A 20,842-nucleotide genomic window follows, 5' to 3' on the forward strand; every position below is an offset into this window, starting at 1 on the left:
GCAGGTTTATAAATGGCTGGATGCAGGAGAGAGGCGTGCTCAAGAAACTGGGGATTAAAGGCCGCGTGCTGTTGCTGACCCTGTTGCCGACCAGCCTGATGGCGTTGGTGCTGGGCGGTTACTTCATCTGGATGCAACAGTCCGACCTGCAGACCCAATTGATGCAACGCGGTGAGATGATCACCGAGCAACTGGCCCCTCTGGCAGCACCGGCCCTGAGCCATCAGGACAACGAGTTGCTGGAACGCATCGCCACACAAGCCCTGGAACAGTCCGACGTACGCGCCGTCACCCTCCTCGCTCCCGACCGCACGCCACTCGCCCACGCCGGCCCGAGCATGCTCAATCAATCGCCATTGGGTAACGGCACGCAAATGCTGCATCGCAGCGGCAGTGATGCGACTCGCTACCTGATGCCGGTATTCGGCAAACATCGCAACCTGGCCGGAGCGGTCATCCCCGAAGAAACCGAGCGCCTGCTGGGTTGGGTCGAACTGGAACTGTCCCACAGCGGCATGCTGTTGCGCGGTTATCGCAGTCTGTTCGCCAGCCTGCTGATGATCGGTGCCGGGCTCATCGGTGCGGCGTTGCTGGCGCTGCGCATGGGCCGAAGCATCAATCGACCGCTGAGCCAGATCACGCAAGCCGTGACCCAGCTCAAGGAGGGCCATCTGGAAACCCGTCTGCCGCCCCTCGGCAGCCAGGAACTGGATGAATTGGCGTCCGGCATCAACCGCATGGCCGGCACCCTGCAAAACGCCCAGGAAGAATTGCAGCACAGCATCGACCAAGCCACCGAAGACGTGCGCCAGAACCTGGAAACCATTGAAATCCAGAACATCGAACTGGACCTGGCGCGCAAGGAAGCCCTGGAGGCGAGCCGGATCAAGTCCGAATTCCTGGCCAACATGAGCCACGAAATCCGCACGCCGCTCAACGGCATCCTCGGTTTCACTCATCTGTTGCAAAAAAGCGAGCTGACGCCCCGCCAGCTCGACTACCTGGGCACCATCGAAAAGTCCGCCGACAGCCTGCTGGGGATCATCAACGAGATTCTCGACTTCTCGAAAATCGAGGCCGGCAAACTGGTGCTCGACCATATTCCGTTCAACCTGCGCGACCTGCTGCAAGACACCCTGACGATCCTGGCCCCGGCCGCCCACGCCAAACAGCTGGAGCTGGTGAGCCTGGTCTATCGCGACACGCCGCTGTCCCTGGTGGGCGACCCACTGCGCCTCAAGCAGATCCTCACGAACCTGGTGAGCAACGCAATCAAGTTCACCCGCGAAGGCACCATCGTCGCCCGCGCCATGCTCGAAGAAGAACACGAAGACAGCGTGCAACTGCGCATCAGTATTCAGGACACCGGCATCGGCCTGTCGAACCAGGACGTGCGCACCCTGTTCCAGGCGTTCAGTCAGGCGGACAACTCGCTGTCGCGACAACCGGGTGGTACCGGTCTGGGGCTGGTGATTTCCAAGCGTCTGATCGAACAGATGGGCGGCGAGATCGGCGTCGACAGCACGCCGGGCGAAGGCTCGGAGTTCTGGATCAGCCTGAGCCTGCCAAAAACCCGTGACGACGTTGAAGACTTGCCGGGCGCGCCGCTGTTCGGACGTCGGGTGGCGGTGCTGGAAAACCACGAACTGGCGCGTCAGGCGTTGCAACATCAACTGGAAGATTGCGGTCTTTCCGTCACCCCGTTCAGTACGCTGGAAAGCCTGACCAACGGCGTCACCAGCGCTCACCAGACCGAACAATCCATCGACCTGGCGGTGCTGGGGATCACCAGCAACGACATGCCGCCGGAACGCCTCAACCAGCACATCTGGGATCTCGAACACCTGGGCTGCAAAGTGTTGGTGCTGTGCCCGACCACGGAACAAACGCTGTTCCATCTCTCGGTGCCCAACCCCCACAGTCAACTCCAGGCCAAACCGGCGTGCACCCGCAAACTGCGCCGTTCGTTGTCCGATCTGGTCAACCCGCGCACCTTGCGCAGCGAGCCGAGCGAACCGCTATCCAGTCGCGCACCGAAAGTGCTGTGTGTCGACGACAACCCGGCCAATCTGCTGCTGGTGCAAACCTTGCTCGAAGACATGGGCGCCAAGGTGCTGGCCGTCGATAGTGGTTACGCCGCCATCAAAGCGGTGCAGAACGAAACCTTCGATCTGGTGCTGATGGACGTGCAGATGCCCGGTATGGATGGACGCCAGAGCACCGAGGCGATCCGTCAGTGGGAAAGCGAACGGCATTGCACGCCGTTGCCCATCGTCGCCCTCACCGCGCACGCCATGGCCAACGAAAAACGCGCACTGCTGCAAAGCGGCATGGACGACTACCTGACCAAACCGATCAGCGAGCGGCAACTGGCGCAGGTTGTCCTGAAATGGAGCGGTCTGGCACTGCGCAACCACAGCCCTGAGCGCTCCAACGATGGACACGCCGGCGGTCATGACCTGTTGGTACTCGACCATGAAGAAGGCTTGCGCCTGGCGGCCGGCAAGGCTGATCTGGCGGCGGATATGCTGGCGATGCTGCTGGCCTCCCTGGAAGCCGACCGCGAAGCCATTCGTCTGGCCCAGCAAAGCAATGATCACAACGCCCTGATCGAGCGGGTCCATCGCCTGCACGGCGCGACCCGCTACTGTGGCGTTCCGCAATTGCGTGCCGCCTGCCAACGCAGCGAAACCCTGCTCAAGCAGCAAGACCCGAAGGCCAACATGGCGCTCGATGAACTCGACCGGGCGATCAATCGTCTGGCCACCCAGGCGCGCATGAATGCTTGATGCAACGCAAGGACGTTGTTTCAACATCGGCATAAGCTCACCGCAAACTCTGCAGGAGCTGGCTTGCCAGCGAATCGGTCTCAAGAACCACGAAACACTTGAGGTCCCCTTCGCCGGCAAACCGGCTCCTGCTGGAATGGGACAAAGGGGAAATCATGCGTACGATTCTATTCAGCAGCCAGACCTACGATCGCGACAGTTTTCTGGGTGCCGAACCTGCGAGCGGCATCGAACTGTATTTCCAGCCGGCACGGCTGAGCCTTGATACCGCGGCACTGGCCCAGGGTTACGAGGTGGTCTGCGCATTCATCAATGATGACCTGAGCGCACCGGTGCTCGAATGCCTGGCGGCAGGCGGCACTCGCCTGATCGCTCTGCGTTCGGCGGGTTACAACCATGTCGACTTGCCCACGGCAAAACGCCTGGGGTTGGACATCGTGCGCGTTCCAGCCTATTCGCCCCATGCCGTCGCTGAACATGCGGTGGCGCTGATCCTCGCCCTCAACCGATGCCTGCACCGCGCCTACAACCGCACCCGCGAGGGGGACTTCAGGCTTCAGGGGCTGACCGGTTTCGATCTGGTCGGCAAGACTGTCGGCGTGGTCGGCACCGGGCAGATCGGCGCGACCTTCGCAAAAATCATGAACGGTTTCGGCTGCCAACTGCTGGCTTATGACCCTTACCCCAACCCGCAGGTCGAAGCCCTCGGCGCCCGCTACCTGAGCCTGCCGCAACTGTTGGCCGAATCGCAGATCATCAGCCTGCACTGCCCGCTCAACGAACAGAGCAAGCACTTGATCAATCACGAGTCGCTGGCGCACATGCAGCCCGGCGCAATGCTGATCAACACCGGACGCGGCGGTCTGGTCGATACGCCGGCGTTGATCGATGCGCTTAAGGATGGTCGCCTGGGGTATCTGGGGCTGGATGTGTACGAAGAGGAAGCGCAAATTTTCTTCGAAGACCGTTCCGACCTGCCCTTGCAGGACGACGTGCTGGCGCGCCTGCTGACCTTTCCTAACGTGATCGTCACCGCGCATCAGGCCTTCCTGACTCGCGAAGCCCTGGACGCGATTGCCGCCACCACCTTGCAGAACATCACAGCCTGGGCGGCGGGCTCGGCGCAAAACCAGGTCGAGGGTGACTGAAACGGATCGAAGGTCACCCGCCTGCAATATGTCGCGTGCAAGCCCGTGCTAGCATATCGCGCATATTTGGAGGACCCATGGTCGAACACGATTTCCGCTACACGCTGATGAACCCGCAACACACCCTCACTGAATGCCGCGCCCTGGTGCCGGGGCGTTATCAAGTCACCGGCAACGGTGGTTCGATTCGCAACAATGACGTGCTGGTCGTGACGCTCAAAGGTGCCAAGGACTTGTCCATGCGCCTGACCGTCGAAACGGTTCGCCACCTGATCAATCCGCCGGGCCAATGGGTCGCGGTTGCCAGTGGCCCGGTGTTCGGCGAACTGGCGATCCACACCTGGCAGGTCAACTGTGACAGCTGCGCCAAAGAGCTGAGCTTCGAGTTTGCGGTCGACGCCAAACTGGGCAACAAGGCCGAAAAGCCTGCCGCCACCGCGCGGATTGCCGAGTTGGGCTGGACCACTGTCGGCGAGAAACACCTGTGCCCGAAATGCCAGGAGCCTGCGTGATGAATCGCCTTGCTCTGACCGGGATGGTCGGTGCCAGCCTGATGGGCTGCGCCGCCGATCCGGTGCCATTGCAGCAAAACCGCAGCTACATTCTGGAATGGATCGGCGAGCGGCCGTTGATGGATTACAGCCACCTGACCATCACCCTCGGTGAAGACGGCCGGGCTTACGGCAACGGCGGCTGCAACCACTGGTTCGCGCCCTACACCCTCGAAGGTCACAAGCTGAGCTTCGGCAAAATCGGCAGCACCCGCAAACTCTGTGCGCCAGCGCTGATGGAGCAGGAAAAACGCTTCCTGCAAGCGTTGGAAAATGTACAGCGCTGGGACGTTTCGCCGATCGACCAGATGCGCTTCTGGCCGGCCGAAGGCAAGCCGTTGCGTTGGTGGCTCGAAGAGGGTTGATCCCTTCGCAACCATCGAAATCTGTAGGAGCCGGCTTGCCGGCGATAGCATTGTTTCAGGCGACATCAATGTTGACCGATCTGGCGCTATCGCCAGCAAGCCGGCTCCTACAAGGTCTCTCTGATCAATTCTTCGCCTGCAACGCCTCAAGCTTCGCCGCCACCCCTGCCGCCGTCTGCTCACCCATCAATTGCTCGCGCACCTTGCCTTTGTTATCGATGATGTACGTCACCGGCAATGCCTCACTGCGTGGTAGCTCGAACAACTCCGAAGGGTCCTGCGCCAGCACGGTGAACTTGATCCCAAGCTTCTCGCTGGCGCTTTTGAGTTCTTCACCCTGCACGTTGTCGAAGTTGACCCCGAACACACCGATCTTCTTGTCCTTGAGCTGCTCGGCCAAGGCATTCAGCTCCGGTATCTCTGTTCTGCAAGGCCCGCACCATTCGGCCCAGAAGTTAAGCACCAGCCATTGGTTGTCCAGGCGCTCGCTGGCGATTTTCTGACCGTTCTGGTCGATGCCATAGTCGTTACCGCAGCCCCCCAGCATCAACGTCCCGATGATCGCCAATGCCGCTGCCAGTCGCCTTGTCATGTCGTGTTCCTTGTCAAAAATTGAATGCGCCTGCGACCCATCGCCTCTCAAGGTTCTGGATTGCGCGCTGCACAGTTAGAATAGCCGCCACCTTACGCAAGATGCGACCCGCTCATGACCGATCTGACGCTTTATCACAATCCGCGCTGCTCGAAATCCCGCGGTGCGCTCGAACTGCTTGAAGCCCGCGGCCTGACGCCAACGGTGGTCCGTTACCTGGAAACGCCGCTGGACGCCGCGCAAATCCAGCGCCTGCTGGGCAAAATCGGCATCAGCGCCCGGCAATTGCTGCGCACTGGCGAAGACGAATACAAGACCCTCAACCTGGCCGACAGCAGCCTGAGCGAGGCGCAGCTGATCGCCGCCATCGCCGCCCACCCGAAATTGATGGAGCGACCGATTCTCGAAGCCGGCGACAAAGCCGTCATCGGCCGGCCGCCGGAGCAGATCCTGGAACTGTTGCCATGAGCGCGCCCTACATTCTGGTCCTGTATTACAGCCGCAGCGGCTCGACCAATGAGATGGCCCGGCAAATTGCTCGCGGCGTCGAGCAGGCAGGCCTTGAAGCGCGCTTGCGCACCGTGCCGGCGATTTCCACCGAATGCGAAGCTGTGTCGCCAGAGATTCCGGATGAAGGCGCGCTGTATGCCAGCCTCGACGACCTGAAGAATTGCGCCGGACTGGCCCTCGGCAGCCCTACCCGCTTCGGCAACATGGCGGCGCCGCTCAAGTACTTCCTCGACGGCACCAGCAACCTGTGGCTGACCGGCGCGCTGGTGGGTAAACCGGCCGGTGTGTTCACCTCCACCGCCAGCCTGCACGGCGGCCAGGAAACCACCCTGCTGTCGATGATGCTGCCGTTGCTGCACCACGGCATGCTGATCACCGGCCTGCCGTACAGCGAGTCGGCCCTGCTGGAAACCCAGGGCGGCGGCACGCCGTATGGTGCCAGCCATCACGCCGGCGCCGATGGCAAAAGCGGTCTGGATAGCCATGAAATTGCGCTGTGCCGCGCGTTGGGCATGCGCCTGGCGAAGACTGCACAGAAACTGGAGGGCTGACGGTGGCCAGGAAACCGAAGATTTTGCCCGCCATCGAATGGCTTGAACCCCGGGTTCGGGCCATGCGCGTTATCAGCCTGCTGTGCTTTTTCGGCCTGGTCGGCCTGCTGTGTGTTTACTACCTGGCAATCGCCGATCTGCACGGCGCACGTCCCTGGGTAATTCTGCTGATCGAACTGGTGCCGTTGCTGCTGTTGGCGCCGGGGATGATCGTCGGCAGTCCTCGCGGGCATTCATGGATGTGTTTTGTGGTGAACCTGTATTTCATCAAGGGCGCATTGGCCGCCTATGACCCGAACCGACAGATTTTCGGTTTGCTGGAGATGGGCGCGAGCCTGGCGGTGTTCTGCTCGGCGCTGTTGTATGTGCGCTGGCGGTATCAGTTGAACCGCAAGCTGGCTGGCGAGGGCACCCCCTCCGCCGCCTGATCTGATGCCATCGCTGGCAAGCCAGCTCTTGCGGTGAACCTGTAGGAGCTGGCTTGCCAGCGATGGGGGCGACTCGGTCTCAATGATTGACGGTATACGCCAGCATCATCGAAATCTGGCTCATCGGCCGCCCACCACTCTCTTCATGCCACTGATTGAACACGTCCTGCACCAACGCGAGGTCGCGCAAGCTGGTCGGCACCTTGTCGACGATCTTCTGCGCATTCAATGCCGCCACCACGTCGTAGCTCGGCACAAAGGTGTCCTTGCCAACCATGCGCAAGAAGCGTGGCGCCGACAAACCGCCCAACTGATGACCGCGTTTTTTCAGAAAGGTCCAGAGCCCGACGATATCGGTCACGCGCCAATCGGCAATCATCGCGCCGAAGCTGCCCTTCTCATGGGCCACGTCCAGCACGAACTGCGCATTGCGCGGTACGCTTTTGAGCTTGCCCAAATGGCGGATGATCCGCGCGTCCTGCATCAGCCGCTCAAGATGCTCGGCGCTCATCAGCACGACTTTTTCCGGGTCGAACTTGAAGAACACTTCTTCGAAGGCCGGCCATTTTGCATCCACCAGGCTGTGCTTGAGGCCGGCGCGGAACACGCGCAATGCCATGGTCGAGAGGTAGCGATCATCGCTGATCTTGCGCAGTTGCGCCGGAGTCTTGGGAACGGGCAGATGGGCTTCCAGTTCAGCCGCCGAACCGAAGCGGTTCAGGCAGTACTCATTGAGCCACTTGTAATCGCGCATGCCCTCTCCTGAGGATTGAAAAATGAACTGCCCACAGTGATCGCAGTTAAAGGTTGACCACGTTGACGAACCGCGAAGCCGCGCTTTCGTCGATCTTGAGGCTGGTGAAGTCAAACAGGTTGCGGTCAGCCAGTTGCGACGGAATCACGTTCTGCAGGCTGCGGAAAATACTCTCGGTGCGGCCCGGAGTCTTGCGCTCCCAGTCCAGCAGCATGTCCTTGACCACCTGGCGTTGCAGGTTTTCCTGGGAACCACAAAGGTTGCACGGGATGATCGGGAATTGCTTGAGGTCCGAGTAAGCCTGGATGTCTTTCTCGTTGCAGTAGGCCAGCGGACGGATCACCACGTTGCGCCCGTCATCGGCGCGCAGTTTTGGCGGCATGGCCTTGAGCGAACCGTTGAAGAACATGTTCAGGAAGAACGTCTCGACAATGTCGTCGCGGTGATGACCGAGGGCCATTTTGGTCGCGCCGATTTCGTCGGCAAAGGTGTAGAGCGTGCCACGACGCAGGCGCGAACACAGCGAGCACGTGGTCTTGCCTTCCGGAATCAGTTCCTTGACCACCGAGTACGTGTCTTTCTCGACGATGTGGTACTCGATGCCCAGCGCCTTCAGGTAGGCCGGCAGCACGTGTTCCGGGAAACCCGGCTGTTTCTGGTCCATGTTCACGGCCACGATCTCGAACTTGATCGGCGCGACCTTCTGCAAGTGCATCAGCACATCAAGCATGGTGTAGCTGTCTTTGCCACCGGACAGGCAGACCATGACCTTGTCGCCGTCTTCAATCATGTTGAAATCGGCAACCGCCTCACCGGCCTGACGGCGAAGACGCTTTTGCAGTTTGTTCTGGTTGACCGTAAGAGTGCCCATGACGCGAAATCCGTGAGGTGTGACGAAAGGCCGGCATTTTACGCAAAAAACACCACTGGGGCGAAGCGTTCCCGGCACTCCGTGGCGAGGGAGCTTGCTCCCGAAGCGACCCCGAAATCATCCAACGCATTGATCCAGACACTGCGCGGCGTTTTTTGCGGCTGCTGCACAGCCGAGCGGGAGCAAGCTCCCTCGCCACCGGTGTCATACAGCACAGACCCCGCGGCGATTAACAACCGGGTTTACAGCGCAATTTGCTCTAAAGCCCTGCTTCCCAGGGGGAAACTCCTTCCTATACTGCGACATAAGGTCACATACATTTCCAGACCTACACCTTACTTGGCCTATTTGGCCTGTAGGCGCTCCGCTGGGGGGCGATGTTAAAAACAAGAGGAGTGACTGGCATGATCCATCACGTAGTGGGGCTCTTCACCCACCCTGACCAAGAATGGAAAGAAATCCGTGGCGACCAGGAGGAAAGCATCAGCCACATGTACCTGACCCATACCCTGATTCTGGCGGCGATTCCCGCCGTGTCGGCGTTTATCGGCACCACGCAGGTCGGCTGGGTCATCGGCAATCGGCCTCCGGTGATGCTGACCGTAGAGAGCGCGATCTGGATGACGGTCATGTCGTACCTGGCGATGCTGGGCGGTGTGGCAGTGATGGGCGCGTTCATCCACTGGATGGCCCGCACCTATGACGCCAACCCGAGCCTTGCACGCTGCGTTGCTTTTGCGACTTATACCGCGACACCGTTGTTCATCGGTGGTCTCGCCGCCCTCTACCCGCACTTGTGGCTGGGGATGATCATCGGCACCGCGGCCATCTGTTACACGGTATACCTGCTGTATGTGGGGCTACCGACCTTCATGAACATTCCATCTGACGAGGGTTTTCTGTTTTCCAGTTCAGTGCTTGCCGTAGGCCTGGTGGTGCTGGTGGCCATCATGGCATTTACCGTTATTGTCTGGGGACTCGGCGTGGGGCCGATCTACACTAGTTAACGTGTCACCTAAAAATCAGATATGCCAACACTCAGGCCGCCGCAAGGCGGCCTTTTAAAGGGGCCGCAAAAAACAGCGTTGGCGACCATTCGGCGCCTTGGCGATTCGCAAGGCCAAAGCGTTGCGGCATACTCGACGGCTCTGGAGATCCATCAAGCATGCCCGAGCAACTCAATACCCGCGTCGAAGACTGTTTCCAACAAGCCGAATCCTTTTTCAAACGACCTTTCAAACGCCCTGTGGTGAGTCTCAAGCTGCGCGGGCAAAAAGCCGGTGTCGCGCACTTGCACGAGAACCTGCTGCGCTTCAATCCACAGCTGTACCGGGAAAACGCCGAAGACTTCCTCAAGCAGACCGTGGCCCATGAAGTGGCGCACCTGATCGCCCATCAACTGTTCGGTGACCGCATCCAGCCCCACGGCGAGGAGTGGCAACTGATCATGCGCGGCGTTTACGAACTGCCACCCAACCGCTGCCACACCTACGATGTGAAGCGCCGCAGCGTGACCCGCTACATCTATAAATGCCCGTGCCCCGACAGTGATTTTCCGTTTTCAGCGCAGCGTCATGGTCTGGTGCGCCAGGGTCGGCGGTATTTGTGCCGGCGGTGTCAGCAAACCCTGGTGTTCAGTGGGGAAAGGCGGATCGAGTAGTCAGATTTCGGTGACTATACTGGCCTCATCGCCAGCAGGCTGGCTCCCACAGGGGATTATCGGTGCACCATAGAACCATTGTGGGAGGGGTGAGTAGTTGGTTTTTTGTGACTGCACTAGCCCCATCGCCAGCAGGCTGGCTCCCACAGGGGATTATCGGTTCACCATAGAACCATTGTGGGAGCCAGCCTGCTGGCGATGGCGGTTTATCAGACACTAAAGAATCACTTTGGCCCGCCGCAATGCCTCTATCCGCTCAGCACTGAGTCCCAACTCCCCCAACACCTGATCGGTATGCTGACCGAGCGCCGCGCCAACATGCTTCGGCTCAGGCAACCCCGCTGAAAACTTCAACGGACACGCCATCTGCGCCTGGCTCGAGCCATCCCCCCGAGGTACTTGTGTCACCAACTGCCGAGCCTCAAGTTGCGGATGACGCAGCGCTTCGCCCAACTTCAATACGGGCTCGACACACGCATCCAGCTCGGCAAACAGCGCACACAGGTCGGCAAAATCGTGTTTCTCGAACTCGAGTTTCAGCGCGTCCTTGAGCGTCTTCCGCTGCGACGGTTGAGGTGACAATCCGAGATGAGCCAACGCCTCCAGCCCCAGCGCCGTACACAACTGTTTCATGAACGGCGGTTCCAGACTGCCCACCGACAACCACCGCCCATCCCGCGAGCGGTAATAGTCATAGAAACTGCCGCCATTGAGCACCTGGTCTTCCGGCCCCGGCTCTACACCGCAGGCCAGGTACCCGGCAGCAGCCATGGCATTCAGGCTGAATGCGCAATCGGTCATGCTCACATCCAGCTGCTGGCCTTGCCCGGTTTGCTGCCGGGCAATCACCGCCGCCAGCAGGCCTATCACCCCGTGCAGCGAGCCACCGGCGATATCCGCTACCTGCATGCCCAAGGGCAGCGGGCCACTGTCGGCGCGGCCGGTGTAGCTCGCCAGACCGGCCAACGCCAGGTAGTTGATGTCATGCCCGGCGCGGTCCTTGTAGGGACCGGTCTGGCCGTAACCGGTGATCGACACATAGATCAGTTTCGGGTTGATCGCCTTCAACGCTTCATACCCCAGCCCCAGACGTTCCATGACACCCGGACGGAATTGCTCCAGCACAATGTCGTAGTCCTGCAACAGGTGCTTGATCAGCTCCAGCGCTTCAGGTTGCTTGAGGTCCAGCGCGAGGCTGCGCTTGTTGCGGTTGAGGTAGGCATGGCTGGCCGACACGCCCTGATCGTGTGGCGGCAACACGCGCAGCAAATCCATGCGGGTCGGGGACTCGATACGCAACACTTCAGCGCCCATGTCTGCCAGCAACAGTGAGGCGAACGGCCCCGGCAGCAATGTCGAGAAATCCAGAATCCTGAGTGATGCCAACGGACCGAGCATGTGCGTTCTCCCTTAACAATGCGCTCAGACTAGGCAGCCGATGGCATTGCAGCAATCACCGTATGCGTCAGTTGTGCTGACCGTTGCGCTCAAACGCCGGGCATGAAAAAACCCGCCGAAGCGGGTTTTTCATATCGACAAGGCTTACTTGGCGCTAGTCGGGGTTGCCGTTTCGACATGGCCCAGAACATCGTCTTTAGGCTCGTCGGCAATGCCGCGACCGCCAGAAGCCAGCTCGGCTTGCAGCACGTCGGTGTCCAGTTCCTTGACCCACTTGGCCACAACGATCGTTGCAACAGCGTTGCCGATCAGGTTGGTCAGGGCACGGGCTTCAGACATGAAGCGGTCGATGCCGAGGATCAGCGCCAGGCCGGCAACCGGCAGGTGGCCCACGGCGGACAGGGTGGCAGCCAGCACGATGAAACCGCTACCGGTCACGCCCGCAGCGCCTTTGGACGACAGCAGCAACACCACCAGCAAGGTGATCTGGTGCGTGATGTCCATTTGGGTGTCGGTGGCCTGGGCAATGAACACCGCTGCCATGGTCAGGTAGATCGCCGTGCCGTCGAGGTTGAACGAGTAACCCGTCGGGATCACCAGACCCACGACGGATTTCTGCGCACCCAGACGCTCCATCTTGATCAGCATGCGTGGCAGCACCGACTCCGAAGAGGAAGTACCCAGCACGATCAGCAGCTCTTCACGGATGTAGCGAATCATCTTCAGCACGCTGAAGCCGTGCAGGCGGGCGATGGAACCCAGCACGATCAGGATGAACAGCACGCAAGTGATGTAGAAGCAGGCCATCAACTGACCCAGTTGCACCAGCGAACCGACACCGTAGGCACCGATGGTGAAGGCCATGGCACCGAAGGCACCGATAGGCGCGAGCTTCATGATCATGTTGATGATGTTGAACATCACGTGCGCGAAGCGATCGATGAAGTCCAGCAGCGGCCGGCCGTAGGCACCCAGGCGATGCAGGGCGAAACCGAAGATCACCGAGAACATCAGCACTTGCAGGATGTCACCGGTGGCGAAGGCGCCAACAATGGTGGTCGGGATCACGTTCAGAAGGAAGCCGACGACGCTTTGGTCAGCGCCGGCCGCCACATAAGCGGCAACTTTGGAGGCATCGAGGGTGGTGACGTCAATGTGCATGCCATTGCCTGGTTGCACGATGTTGACGACGATCAGGCCAACTAGCAGGGCGATGGTCGAAACGATCTCGAAATAGAGCAACGCATAGCCACCGGTCTTGCCAACCGCTTTCATGTCCTGCATGCCCGCGATACCGCTGACGACGGTACAGAAGATGATCGGGGCGATGATCATTTTGATCAGCTTGATGAACCCGTCACCCAGCGGCTTAACGGCCACACCGAGCTGTGGGTAGAAGTGACCGAGCGCGATACCGATGACAATTGCAACAATCACCTGGAAATACAGGGATTTGTACAGTGGCTGACGAGTCGTCATTGCAAAGTTCCTCAAGAGTGTCAGTGACAACATCCATCTGTTGTCCGCGACATCTGAATTGCGAACCCTCCTGCACTGGAGGGATTTGTTTTTCGAGCTGCACGGCGGCAGACATCTGCTCGTTGTATCGCAAGGCCCGTGCCACCTTGCATAAATCGGCTGCAAGCCTGCTGCCATCAAGGGCTACAGGATTTCTGGAGTTGCGCGCCAGTCGCTGGCGCATGGCGGAATTCCGCCCTTGCATCAAAAACCGCCCTGCCACTTGGCGGAAATCCGCCTTGTTCTTCGCAACACCGCGCAGCTACCATCGGTCGTTCAACAGACGGATCTGCTCGCTATGCGTGAACGCACCATCGCCAGTCATTTCGCCAGCGCCGTACTTGGTGGTGCGCGCCGACGTGGCTACGACTATTCGAGTCTGCTGCAGCAATTGGGGATCAGCAGCGAGCTGCTCGACGAGCCCCGCGCACGCATCGCGCCGGAGCAATTCACCCAATTGATCCAGGCACTTTGGCTGGCGCTGGACGATGAATACCTGGGTTTCGGGCAAGCGCCGAGCAAACCGGGCAGTTTCGCGATGATGTGTCATGCCGTGATCCACTGTCGCAATCTGGAGAAGGCGCTCAATCGAGGCTTATTATTTTATAGCCTATTCCCCGGGGCACCGCGCCTGAGCCTGACCCACGAGGACGAATGGGTCCGACTGAGCCTGGACGACGGGGCATTGTGGGATCCGGATCATTTCCTGACCGAGAGCCTGCTGGTGATCTGGCATCGCTTCGGCAGCTGGCTGATCGGCCAGCGCATCCGCCTGGAGCAGGCCACGTTCAGCTATCCGAGGCCGGAGCACGGCGCCGAGTACGATTTGCTGTTCTCCTGCCCGCTGACCTTTTGCGCAGAAAAGAGCACCACCGCCCAGAGCAGCCTGTTGTTCCACAGTCGCTACCTGAACATGCCGCTGTTGCAAGACGAGCGCACGCTCAAGCATTTCCTCGAACGCTCACCCGCCAATCTGTTATCGCGCCCGGACGACGGCGACAGCCTGAGCAGCCGTTTGCGCCGTTTGCTCAGCCGTGACAGCTCGCGCTGGCCGGACCTGGAAACGGTGGCCGCGCAACTGCACATCAGCCCGCAGACCTTGCGCCGGCATTTGCGTGAGGAGGGTTCGAGTTTTCAGGAATTGAAGGATCAGTTGCGCCGGGACATCGCGATTTATCACCTGAGCCGCGCCGACCTGTCGTTGCAACAGATCGCCGAGCAATTGGGGTTTTCCGAGCCTTCGGCGTTTCACCGGGCGTTCAAGAAATGGACCGGGCTGACACCCGGTGCGTATCGCGACCAGGAGAATTGACGGCGCCAGTAACGCCAACAACTAAACCGCCTGAAAATGAATCCTGAACGCCGCCCCGCCCATGGGTGAGTCCCCCAGCGTCAGTTTGGCGTTGTAGCTTTCGATGATGTCCTTGACCACCGCCAGGCCGATGCCCTGCCCCGGATGTTGACGATCCAGACGCTCGCCGCGCTGGAGGATTCGTGCACGCTGGTCCGCGGGCACGCCAGGACCATCGTCTTCGACGCACAACTCGATGCCACGGGGAATTTCGCGCACGCTGATCCGGATCTCGCCGAGGCATAGCCGATACGCGTTTTCCAGCAGATTACCCATCATCTCCAGCAACGCGCCCTGCTCGATCGGCACATGACAATCGTCCGGCAGATCGAAAGCAACCCGCACACGCTTGTCGCGGTAAACCTTGTCCAGTGTGTCGCACAGGCTTTGCAACACCGGCCGCAGACGTACCTGATGCCGCACCAGACCGCTTTTACGCAGACTCGCGCGTTGCAGTTGATAGCTGATCTGCTGGCTCATGCGTTCGATCTGGGTTTGCAGCACCCAGGCCTGCTCACGATTTTCAGGGCGTTGCACCATGTCCTCGCTGACACCTTGCAGCACTGCCAAAGGGGTTTTCAGGCTGTGGGCCAGGTCATCAAGGGAATCACGGTAGCGACTGCGCTGCTCGCGCTCGCTGTGCAGCAAGCGGTTCAGGGAGCCGGTCAGGCGCAGCAGTTCCCGGGGATGCTCCTCGCTGAGGCTCTCGCGGGTGCCGCCCTCGATCTGGTCCAGCTCCTGACTCAAGCGGCTCAACGCCTTCAAGCCCCAGGTCAGACCGCCCCACAGCAAGGCCAGTAACACCAGCAACGCCGCGCCGAAGCCCAGGTAGAGATTCTCCCGCAGACCTTCAAGGGTGGTTTCGTATTCACGCACCGGTTGCAACGCCACGATGCTGAATGCCGCACTTTTACCGCCAATCAGTTTGATCTCGACGTCATAGACGAAGAACTCCTGGCCATTGGCTTCGCTGATCCGCGCGAACTCGTTACCACGCCCGTCATAACGCGGCTTGTAGTTGATGTGCTCTTCCTGCGTGGCCCTGGAACGCCAGACCAGATGCCCATCGCGGTCATAGATGTAGCCGAGCAGGCGGCTGTCGGTGAGGTTGTAACGCTCGTCGGGCAATTGCGCCGGCATCATCAGGCTGTTGTTCTCCACCCGGGCGGCGGAAATTAACGTGGTGACGTCCGACGCCAGGCGCTGCTCGATGGAATCCTGCAAGGCCAGGCTGAACGCGCCCTGCATCGCCGGCAACAACGCCAGCATGAACAACACCGCCAGAATCGTGGCGGCGAGCATCAAGCGAATGCGAAGCGAGCGGATCAAGTGCAGCGCTCATTGAACAGGTAGCCGAGGCCGCGCACGGTCTCGATCGGTTTGAAGCCTCCCGGACCTTCCAGTTTTCGACGCAGACGACCGACCAGCACTTCGATCACGTTCGGATCACGCTCGCCGTCGTCCGGGTACAGTTGCTCCATCAAGCGGTCCTTGGGTACCACTTGCTGGTGATGGCGCATCAGGTATTCGAGGATGCGGTACTCATACGCCGTTAGTGCCAGCGGTTGCTCATCGAGAGAGGCCTGCTTGCGATTGAGGTCGAGCAACAATGGACCAGCGACGATGGTCGACTGGGTGAACCCGCTGGAACGACGCAGCAAGGCATTGAGCCTGGCGTCGAGTTCTTCGAACTGGAACGGTTTGACCACGTAATCGTCGGCCCCGGCGGCCAGGCCTTCAACTTTGTCCTGCCAGTTGCCGCGGGCGGTGAGGATCAGGATCGGAAAGCTCTTGCCGGTCGACCGCAACTGACGGATCAGGTCGAGCCCGCTCATCCCCGGCAGGCCGAGGTCGATCACCGCCAGATCAAAATTGAACTGCGCGGTTTGATACAGCGCCTCCTCGGCATTGGCTACGGACTCGACCACGTGGCTGCTCTCCGTCAGGCGGGTTTGCAGGTGATGGCGCAACAGCGCTTCATCTTCGACGACCAGCAGTTTCATAACGCTCTCCCGGGCAAATCAACATCTCCAGACAACCCTCTGTGGGCGCTAGCAGCGCTAGCCCCACAGGGTACTCAGGCGAACCGCTTCAGAAAGCGTAGTTGGCAGACAGATAGGTCTGGGCACTGCTGGTCAAGTCCAGCGATCCCTGTTTGCTGCCGCCGCGCTCGCTCATTTCGGTACTCGCATTGCTGCGCAGGTAACGGTAACCCAGTTCAACCGAGGTGTTTTGCGAAACCTGTTGCAAGACCCCTACCTGCCCGCCGATGGCGTAGCCGATGTCGCTGTCGCGGCTGTAACCGGACGACTCCTGGGTCAATTTGGTCAGGCCGGCCGTGGCACCACCGAACAGCTTGGTGCTGCCGCCCACCGGATAGAACAGATCGTAGCTGCCCAACAGATTTTCCTGGCGCAGTTTAATGCCGTTGTGCGAGCCCGATACATTGTCGTACGTGGCGTAGTAACGGCCCTGACTGTTTTGCTGACCCAGACGCACACCCCAGGTGGCGTCCTTATTGATGACACCGCCGGTGTTCGGGTGGTCGAGGTTATCGTTCAGGGCGTGAGATTTTTTGACCTTGTCGCTGGTCTGCCCAAGCGTCAGGCTGGCGAAGTTGTCGTTGGAGGCGAAAGCCGTCGTGCTTGCGCCGAGAACAGTGAATGCCAACAGCAGTTTTTTGAATCCGGTCATGGTGAAGTTCCTTATGTGCCGTATGGGTTTTGGGTACGAGGCAAGGTTACGTAACCGGCCCTGAACTCCCCCTGAACGCACTCTGAACCTCGGCTGAACCGCCTCACATTGGATAAGGCCCCCCCGAAAGTCCCGAGGGGGCGAGCCTGCTCGCGAAAGCGACACCGCCGATCTCAACCTTTGCACTACCCAGCCCCAAGGCAACCCGGCAAAATGCCCGACATGAACTTTGCCCCCGCCCTGCCCGCCTGCTGCACCCCGCTCGATGACCATTGGCCGCTGCCGTTCGTGCTGCCCGACACGGTCCTGTTGAGTACCCAATTCGACAGTTCACAACTGGCTCTGGATGATTTCCACCGCAGCGCCATCGAAGCCCCGGCGTCGATCCAACGCTCGGTGGCCAAACGGCAGGCGGAGTTTCTCGCCGGACGGGTGTGCGCCCGGGCCGCGCTGCAGCGCCTGGAAGGCCTGAGTTTCATTCCAGCCATTGGCGAAGACCGGGCCCCGATCTGGCCCGGCCATATCGCCGGTTCGATCACCCACAGCGCCGGTCGTGCCGCCGCCATCGTCGCGAACAAACGTCATTGGCGCGGTTTAGGTATGGACCTGGAAAACCTGCTCAACGCCGAACGGGCCGAACGCCTGGCCGGGGAAATCCTCATCCCGGCGGAGCTACAGCGGATGGCGGCCGGTCCCCGGGATCAAATGGCGTTGTGGGTGACACTGACCTTCTCGGTCAAGGAAAGCCTGTTCAAGGCGCTCTATCCGATCGTTCAGCAGCGCTTTTATTTCGAGCATGCCGAAGTGCTGGAATGGACTGAGGATGGCCACATCAGGCTGCGATTGCTTGCAGACTTGTCCAGCGAATGGCGCAACGGCACCGAGCTGGATGCGCAGTTTGCGGTCAAGGATGGGCAGTTGTTGAGTCTGGTCAGTATCCAGGCCTGAGGTTTTCGCTGTTTGTTGGGACCTCATCGCGAGCAGGCTCGCTCCTACCAGGACAGGCGGGCAAAATCCCCTGTGCTCGCGATGGCGGCAGAACCTTCACCACGAGACTCAGCGTTTCTCTTGATTCCTCGGCCAGCTCAAACTGAAACACGCCCCCCCCAGGCTTTTGCTCTTGCCGATCAGCGCACGTCCGTCGTGCCAATGGATGATCCTTCGCACAATCGACAACCCCAAGCCATGCCCGCCCGACGCGCGAGTGCGGCTGTCATCAAGGCGCAGAAACGGGGTGAAGATTTTCTCCCACGCCAACTCCGGTACACCCGGCCCGTCATCCTCGATGTCCACGCGACAACGCTGCTGGCCCACCTGATAACTGATGGTCACCCGGGAGTGCGCGTGGCGCATGGCATTGGTGACCAGGTTCTGGATCGCCCGGTGCAAGTAGCGCGGTTCGGCTTCGACCCAGGCGTCATCACAGTCGGCGGCCGACAGGCATAAACCCCGTTGCACCGTGACATCGACTCGCAAGGGCGCCAGCTCTTCGATGACTTGATTGACCAGGGCATCCAGGTCGATGCGCTGGAAGTTCAATGCCGGCGACCCCTGCTCCAGCCGCGCGTAGGTCAGCATCTCGTCCACCAGACGATCGAGGTCCTCGATGTCGTGATCCATGCCCTCGCAATATTTTTCCAGAGCTTGTGGCGTAGTGGCCGTGCCAATCATTTCCAGGCCGAACCGCAGGCGCGCCACCGGTGTACGCAACTCGTGGGACACCGCGCGTACCAGCTCACGCTGGATTGCCAGCAACTGCTGCAAGTGCTCGGCCATGGCGTTGAACGCCGAAGCCAGGCGCCCCACCGAGTCGGCACCGCGTGCCGGCACACGGGTTTCCAGGCTGCCCTGGGCGATGCGCGTGGCGGCGGATTCCAGTCCCCGCAAGCGCCGCTCCAGTTGCCGCACCAGCAGGTAAACGATCAAGCCGATCAGCGTCAGCCCGAGGACGGCAATCAGCACCAGCCACTCCGGCGGATAAGGATTCATCTGATACAGCGGGCCGATTTCCAGCACCCATGGCGTGCCAACCATGCCGGCAAACACGCGGATCGAATCGCCGCCCTTGCCCAGCGCCATCACGGTGTCACCCTCGGACACACGACGGCGCTGGTCTTCGTCCATGTCCGCCTCGTCGACCGTGACCAGCCGCAGGTCGAAACCGAAGCCCTTTTCCTCTTTTAATTTCGCCAGGTGCCTGGGCTGATCCGCCACAGGCGAGCGCACCAGTTCGTCGGCCAACAGGTAGATCGTCGCCCGGGCCAGTTGCTCGCTGATTTGCTGCACCTCGCCCGTCAGGACCAACTGTTCCTGGTCGCTGACCAACCGATACACCTTTGCCGCGTGCGGCCCGGTCTGTTCCACCAAGGCCTGGCCGCGCAGAACGCGGGTGCGCTGGGTCAGGTCCAGATCGGTTTCGTTGAAGGTTTTCAGCGCCAGCGGGATGCCGAGCAACCGCTCCCAGACCAGCAAGGCCCGATGGCGCTCAGTCTGGTTCATCGGTTGCAGGTTGTCGGCCATCAGCGCAAACGTACCGTGGGCCAGGCGCTCGCGGTACTGCTCGCTACGCACCTGGTTGAGAAGGTGGATGGCCAGCACGCCCAGCACCGCCACCAGAATCAGCGCAGCGCACATGCCGCCATAAATGCGCAGGAAGATCGAGTTCACAATGTCGGGTCTACACAGGCTTCGGGAACAAACAGATAACCTTTGCTGCGCACCGTCTTGATCAGGCGCGGGTGCTCAGGGTCATCACCGATCTTCGGCCGGATACGCGAGATCCGCACATCGATGGAACGGTCCTGGCCGTCGTAGCCGATGCCGCGCAACGCGGTGAAGATTTCCTCCCGGGACAGAATGCGCCCGGCGTTGGCCACCAACAGCCACAGCAGGTCGAATTCGGCGCTGGTCAGTTCGATGCCATTGCCCTGCAACCACGCTTCGCGCAAGGCGTTGTCCACCACCAGCGGACCAAACTGCAGGCGCCGTTGTTTTTCCGGGGCGACCTCGGGCGCTTCGCTACGCCGCAACAAGGCCTGGATACGCGCGAGCAACAGGCGCGGACGCACCGGTTTGCACACGTAATCGTCGGCACCCAGGTCGAGGCCGAGGATCTGGTCGGTGTCGTCGGTGCGGGCGGTGAGCATCAGGATCGACCCCTCGTAACGGGCGCGGACCTTGCGGCAAATGCTCAGGCCATCTTCACCGGGGAGCATCAGGTCGAGAATCACCAGGTCCGGTTGCTCCTTGATGATGCGCGCCGCCGCCAACGCCCCATCACCTTCAATCGATACGCGCAGGCCATTGGCTTCCAGGTAATCGCGGGTCAGTTCGGCCAGTCGCTGGTCGTCCTCCACAATCAATACCTGCCAGGCTTCTTGCTCCACGGGTGACCTCTGCTTGCCAAAACGCTAATTAAGGAAGGATCCGCCCGTCTTTTTGTAATGATTCGGGGGGATAAATAGGTATACATGCTGGCCGATTGTATAAACGCCGCCCGCCGAGAACACAAGCCGGTAAATGCGTTCGGACAACCCGGTTTTTTGTGGTAGGGTTCGCGCCCTTAAAAATCTGGTCTGGCGTTTTCACCCGTTGAAAATCGCTGAAAAAAGCTTCGATCCAGCTAGGTCGCGGCCTACACGCCGATTCCCTCTTTCACACAC

The 20,842-nt window shown here is 60.4% G+C and carries 21 protein-coding genes; 11 read left to right on the forward strand and 10 right to left on the reverse strand.

The annotated features are described in order from the left end of the window. The first annotated feature begins 35 nt into the window (after window positions 1–35). From QYH43_RS15770 to QYH43_RS15785, 4 genes are all read left to right on the forward strand, one after another. On the forward strand, window positions 36–2,789 hold the full coding sequence (locus tag QYH43_RS15770; protein WP_095056548.1) for a response regulator: 2,754 nt from the start codon (window positions 36–38) through the stop codon (window positions 2,787–2,789). 155 nt (window positions 2,790–2,944) lie between these two features. Then, window positions 2,945–3,937, forward strand: coding sequence for a 2-hydroxyacid dehydrogenase (locus QYH43_RS15775; RefSeq protein ID WP_301157360.1), 993 nt, complete (start codon window positions 2,945–2,947; stop codon window positions 3,935–3,937). 77 nt (window positions 3,938–4,014) lie between these two features. After that, window positions 4,015–4,449, forward strand: coding sequence for a hypothetical protein (locus QYH43_RS15780; protein WP_020799714.1), 435 nt, complete (start codon window positions 4,015–4,017; stop codon window positions 4,447–4,449). Further along, a complete protein-coding gene (locus QYH43_RS15785; RefSeq protein ID WP_095056546.1) occupies window positions 4,449–4,853 on the forward strand; it encodes an META domain-containing protein in 405 nt (134 codons plus the stop codon). The genes QYH43_RS15780 and QYH43_RS15785 overlap by 1 nt, the downstream gene beginning before the upstream one ends. 124 nt (window positions 4,854–4,977) lie before the next feature. Here the strand turns inward: QYH43_RS15785 and QYH43_RS15790 are convergent, their stop codons facing one another. After that, entirely contained in the window at window positions 4,978–5,445 is a 468-nt protein-coding gene (locus tag QYH43_RS15790; protein WP_095056545.1) for a TlpA disulfide reductase family protein, read from the reverse strand. A 114-nt stretch (window positions 5,446–5,559) separates the two neighbouring features. On the opposite strand from QYH43_RS15790, the gene arsC reads away from it, so the two are divergent. From arsC to QYH43_RS15805, 3 genes are read left to right on the forward strand one after another with little or no spacing between them, the layout of a single operon-like run. Next, complete coding sequence (gene arsC, locus QYH43_RS15795) at window positions 5,560–5,913, forward strand: arsenate reductase (glutaredoxin) (protein ID WP_095056544.1); 354 nt, start codon at window positions 5,560–5,562, stop codon at window positions 5,911–5,913. Beyond that, window positions 5,910–6,506 (forward strand): NAD(P)H:quinone oxidoreductase, encoded by a 597-nt coding sequence (wrbA, locus tag QYH43_RS15800; RefSeq protein WP_095153032.1) that lies wholly within the window; start codon window positions 5,910–5,912, stop codon window positions 6,504–6,506. Before arsC ends, wrbA begins: the two co-directional genes overlap by 4 nt. A gap of 2 nt (window positions 6,507–6,508) precedes the next feature. Continuing rightward, window positions 6,509–6,934 carry a DUF2069 domain-containing protein gene (locus QYH43_RS15805; RefSeq protein WP_301157361.1) on the forward strand — a complete coding sequence of 142 codons (426 nt, stop codon included), beginning with the start codon at window positions 6,509–6,511 and terminating at the stop codon, window positions 6,932–6,934. A gap of 79 nt (window positions 6,935–7,013) precedes the next feature. Here the strand turns inward: QYH43_RS15805 and QYH43_RS15810 are convergent, their stop codons facing one another. Together QYH43_RS15810 and ttcA are read right to left on the reverse strand one after the other, a co-directional pair. Beyond that, the gene (locus QYH43_RS15810; RefSeq protein ID WP_301157362.1) at window positions 7,014–7,688 is read right to left on the reverse strand and encodes a DNA-3-methyladenine glycosylase I; all 675 of its coding nucleotides are present in this window, start codon (window positions 7,686–7,688) and stop codon (window positions 7,014–7,016) included. A 46-nt stretch (window positions 7,689–7,734) separates the two neighbouring features. Continuing rightward, on the reverse strand, window positions 7,735–8,559 hold the full coding sequence (gene ttcA / locus QYH43_RS15815; protein ID WP_095056541.1) for a tRNA 2-thiocytidine(32) synthetase TtcA: 825 nt from the start codon (window positions 8,557–8,559) through the stop codon (window positions 7,735–7,737). Window positions 8,560–8,963: 404 nt separating this feature from the next. Here ttcA and QYH43_RS15820 point away from each other — a divergent pair, with 404 nt between their 5' ends. Together QYH43_RS15820 and QYH43_RS15825 are read left to right on the forward strand one after the other, a co-directional pair. Next, window positions 8,964–9,566, forward strand: coding sequence for a Yip1 family protein (locus QYH43_RS15820; RefSeq protein ID WP_301157363.1), 603 nt, complete (start codon window positions 8,964–8,966; stop codon window positions 9,564–9,566). Window positions 9,567–9,724: 158 nt separating this feature from the next. Continuing rightward, window positions 9,725–10,219 carry a SprT family zinc-dependent metalloprotease gene (locus QYH43_RS15825; protein WP_095056539.1) on the forward strand — a complete coding sequence of 165 codons (495 nt, stop codon included), beginning with the start codon at window positions 9,725–9,727 and terminating at the stop codon, window positions 10,217–10,219. Between the two features lie 216 nt (window positions 10,220–10,435). Here QYH43_RS15825 and QYH43_RS15830 read toward each other — a convergent pair whose 3' ends face one another. Continuing rightward, window positions 10,436–11,617, reverse strand: a complete 1,182-nt coding sequence (locus tag QYH43_RS15830; protein ID WP_301157364.1) for a CaiB/BaiF CoA-transferase family protein — start codon at window positions 11,615–11,617, stop codon at window positions 10,436–10,438. 144 nt (window positions 11,618–11,761) lie between these two features. Beyond that, the gene (locus QYH43_RS15835) at window positions 11,762–13,096 is read right to left on the reverse strand and encodes a dicarboxylate/amino acid:cation symporter (protein ID WP_301157365.1); all 1,335 of its coding nucleotides are present in this window, start codon (window positions 13,094–13,096) and stop codon (window positions 11,762–11,764) included. Between the two features lie 337 nt (window positions 13,097–13,433). Here QYH43_RS15835 and QYH43_RS15840 point away from each other — a divergent pair, with 337 nt between their 5' ends. Next, window positions 13,434–14,447, forward strand: coding sequence for an AraC family transcriptional regulator (locus QYH43_RS15840; protein WP_301157366.1), 1,014 nt, complete (start codon window positions 13,434–13,436; stop codon window positions 14,445–14,447). Window positions 14,448–14,468: 21 nt separating this feature from the next. Here the strand turns inward: QYH43_RS15840 and QYH43_RS15845 are convergent, their stop codons facing one another. The 3 genes from QYH43_RS15845 to QYH43_RS15855 form a co-directional block, all read right to left on the reverse strand. Then, window positions 14,469–15,815 carry an ATP-binding protein gene (locus tag QYH43_RS15845; RefSeq protein WP_301157367.1) on the reverse strand — a complete coding sequence of 449 codons (1,347 nt, stop codon included), beginning with the start codon at window positions 15,813–15,815 and terminating at the stop codon, window positions 14,469–14,471. After that, a complete protein-coding gene (locus QYH43_RS15850; protein WP_301157368.1) occupies window positions 15,812–16,489 on the reverse strand; it encodes a response regulator transcription factor in 678 nt (225 codons plus the stop codon). Before QYH43_RS15850 ends, QYH43_RS15845 begins: the two co-directional genes overlap by 4 nt. Window positions 16,490–16,577: 88 nt before the next feature. After that, the gene (locus QYH43_RS15855) at window positions 16,578–17,180 is read right to left on the reverse strand and encodes a hypothetical protein (protein WP_301157369.1); all 603 of its coding nucleotides are present in this window, start codon (window positions 17,178–17,180) and stop codon (window positions 16,578–16,580) included. A 222-nt stretch (window positions 17,181–17,402) separates the two neighbouring features. Between QYH43_RS15855 and QYH43_RS15860 the strand changes: the two genes are divergently transcribed. Then, window positions 17,403–18,128: a 4'-phosphopantetheinyl transferase gene (locus tag QYH43_RS15860; protein WP_301157370.1), complete on the forward strand. Its 726-nt coding sequence runs from the start codon at window positions 17,403–17,405 to the stop codon at window positions 18,126–18,128. 108 nt (window positions 18,129–18,236) lie between these two features. Here the strand turns inward: QYH43_RS15860 and QYH43_RS15865 are convergent, their stop codons facing one another. Both QYH43_RS15865 and QYH43_RS15870 read right to left on the reverse strand, forming a co-directional pair. Continuing rightward, entirely contained in the window at window positions 18,237–19,847 is a 1,611-nt protein-coding gene (locus QYH43_RS15865; RefSeq protein WP_095056531.1) for an ATP-binding protein, read from the reverse strand. Further along, window positions 19,844–20,566 (reverse strand): winged helix-turn-helix domain-containing protein, encoded by a 723-nt coding sequence (locus tag QYH43_RS15870; protein ID WP_095152981.1) that lies wholly within the window; start codon window positions 20,564–20,566, stop codon window positions 19,844–19,846. The genes QYH43_RS15865 and QYH43_RS15870 overlap by 4 nt, the downstream gene beginning before the upstream one ends. Window positions 20,567–20,842 lie beyond the last annotated feature (276 nt).

Origin of the sequence: Pseudomonas sp. C32 (genome assembly GCF_030417915.1) — a bacterium.
Classification (GTDB): domain Bacteria; phylum Pseudomonadota; class Gammaproteobacteria; order Pseudomonadales; family Pseudomonadaceae; genus Aquipseudomonas.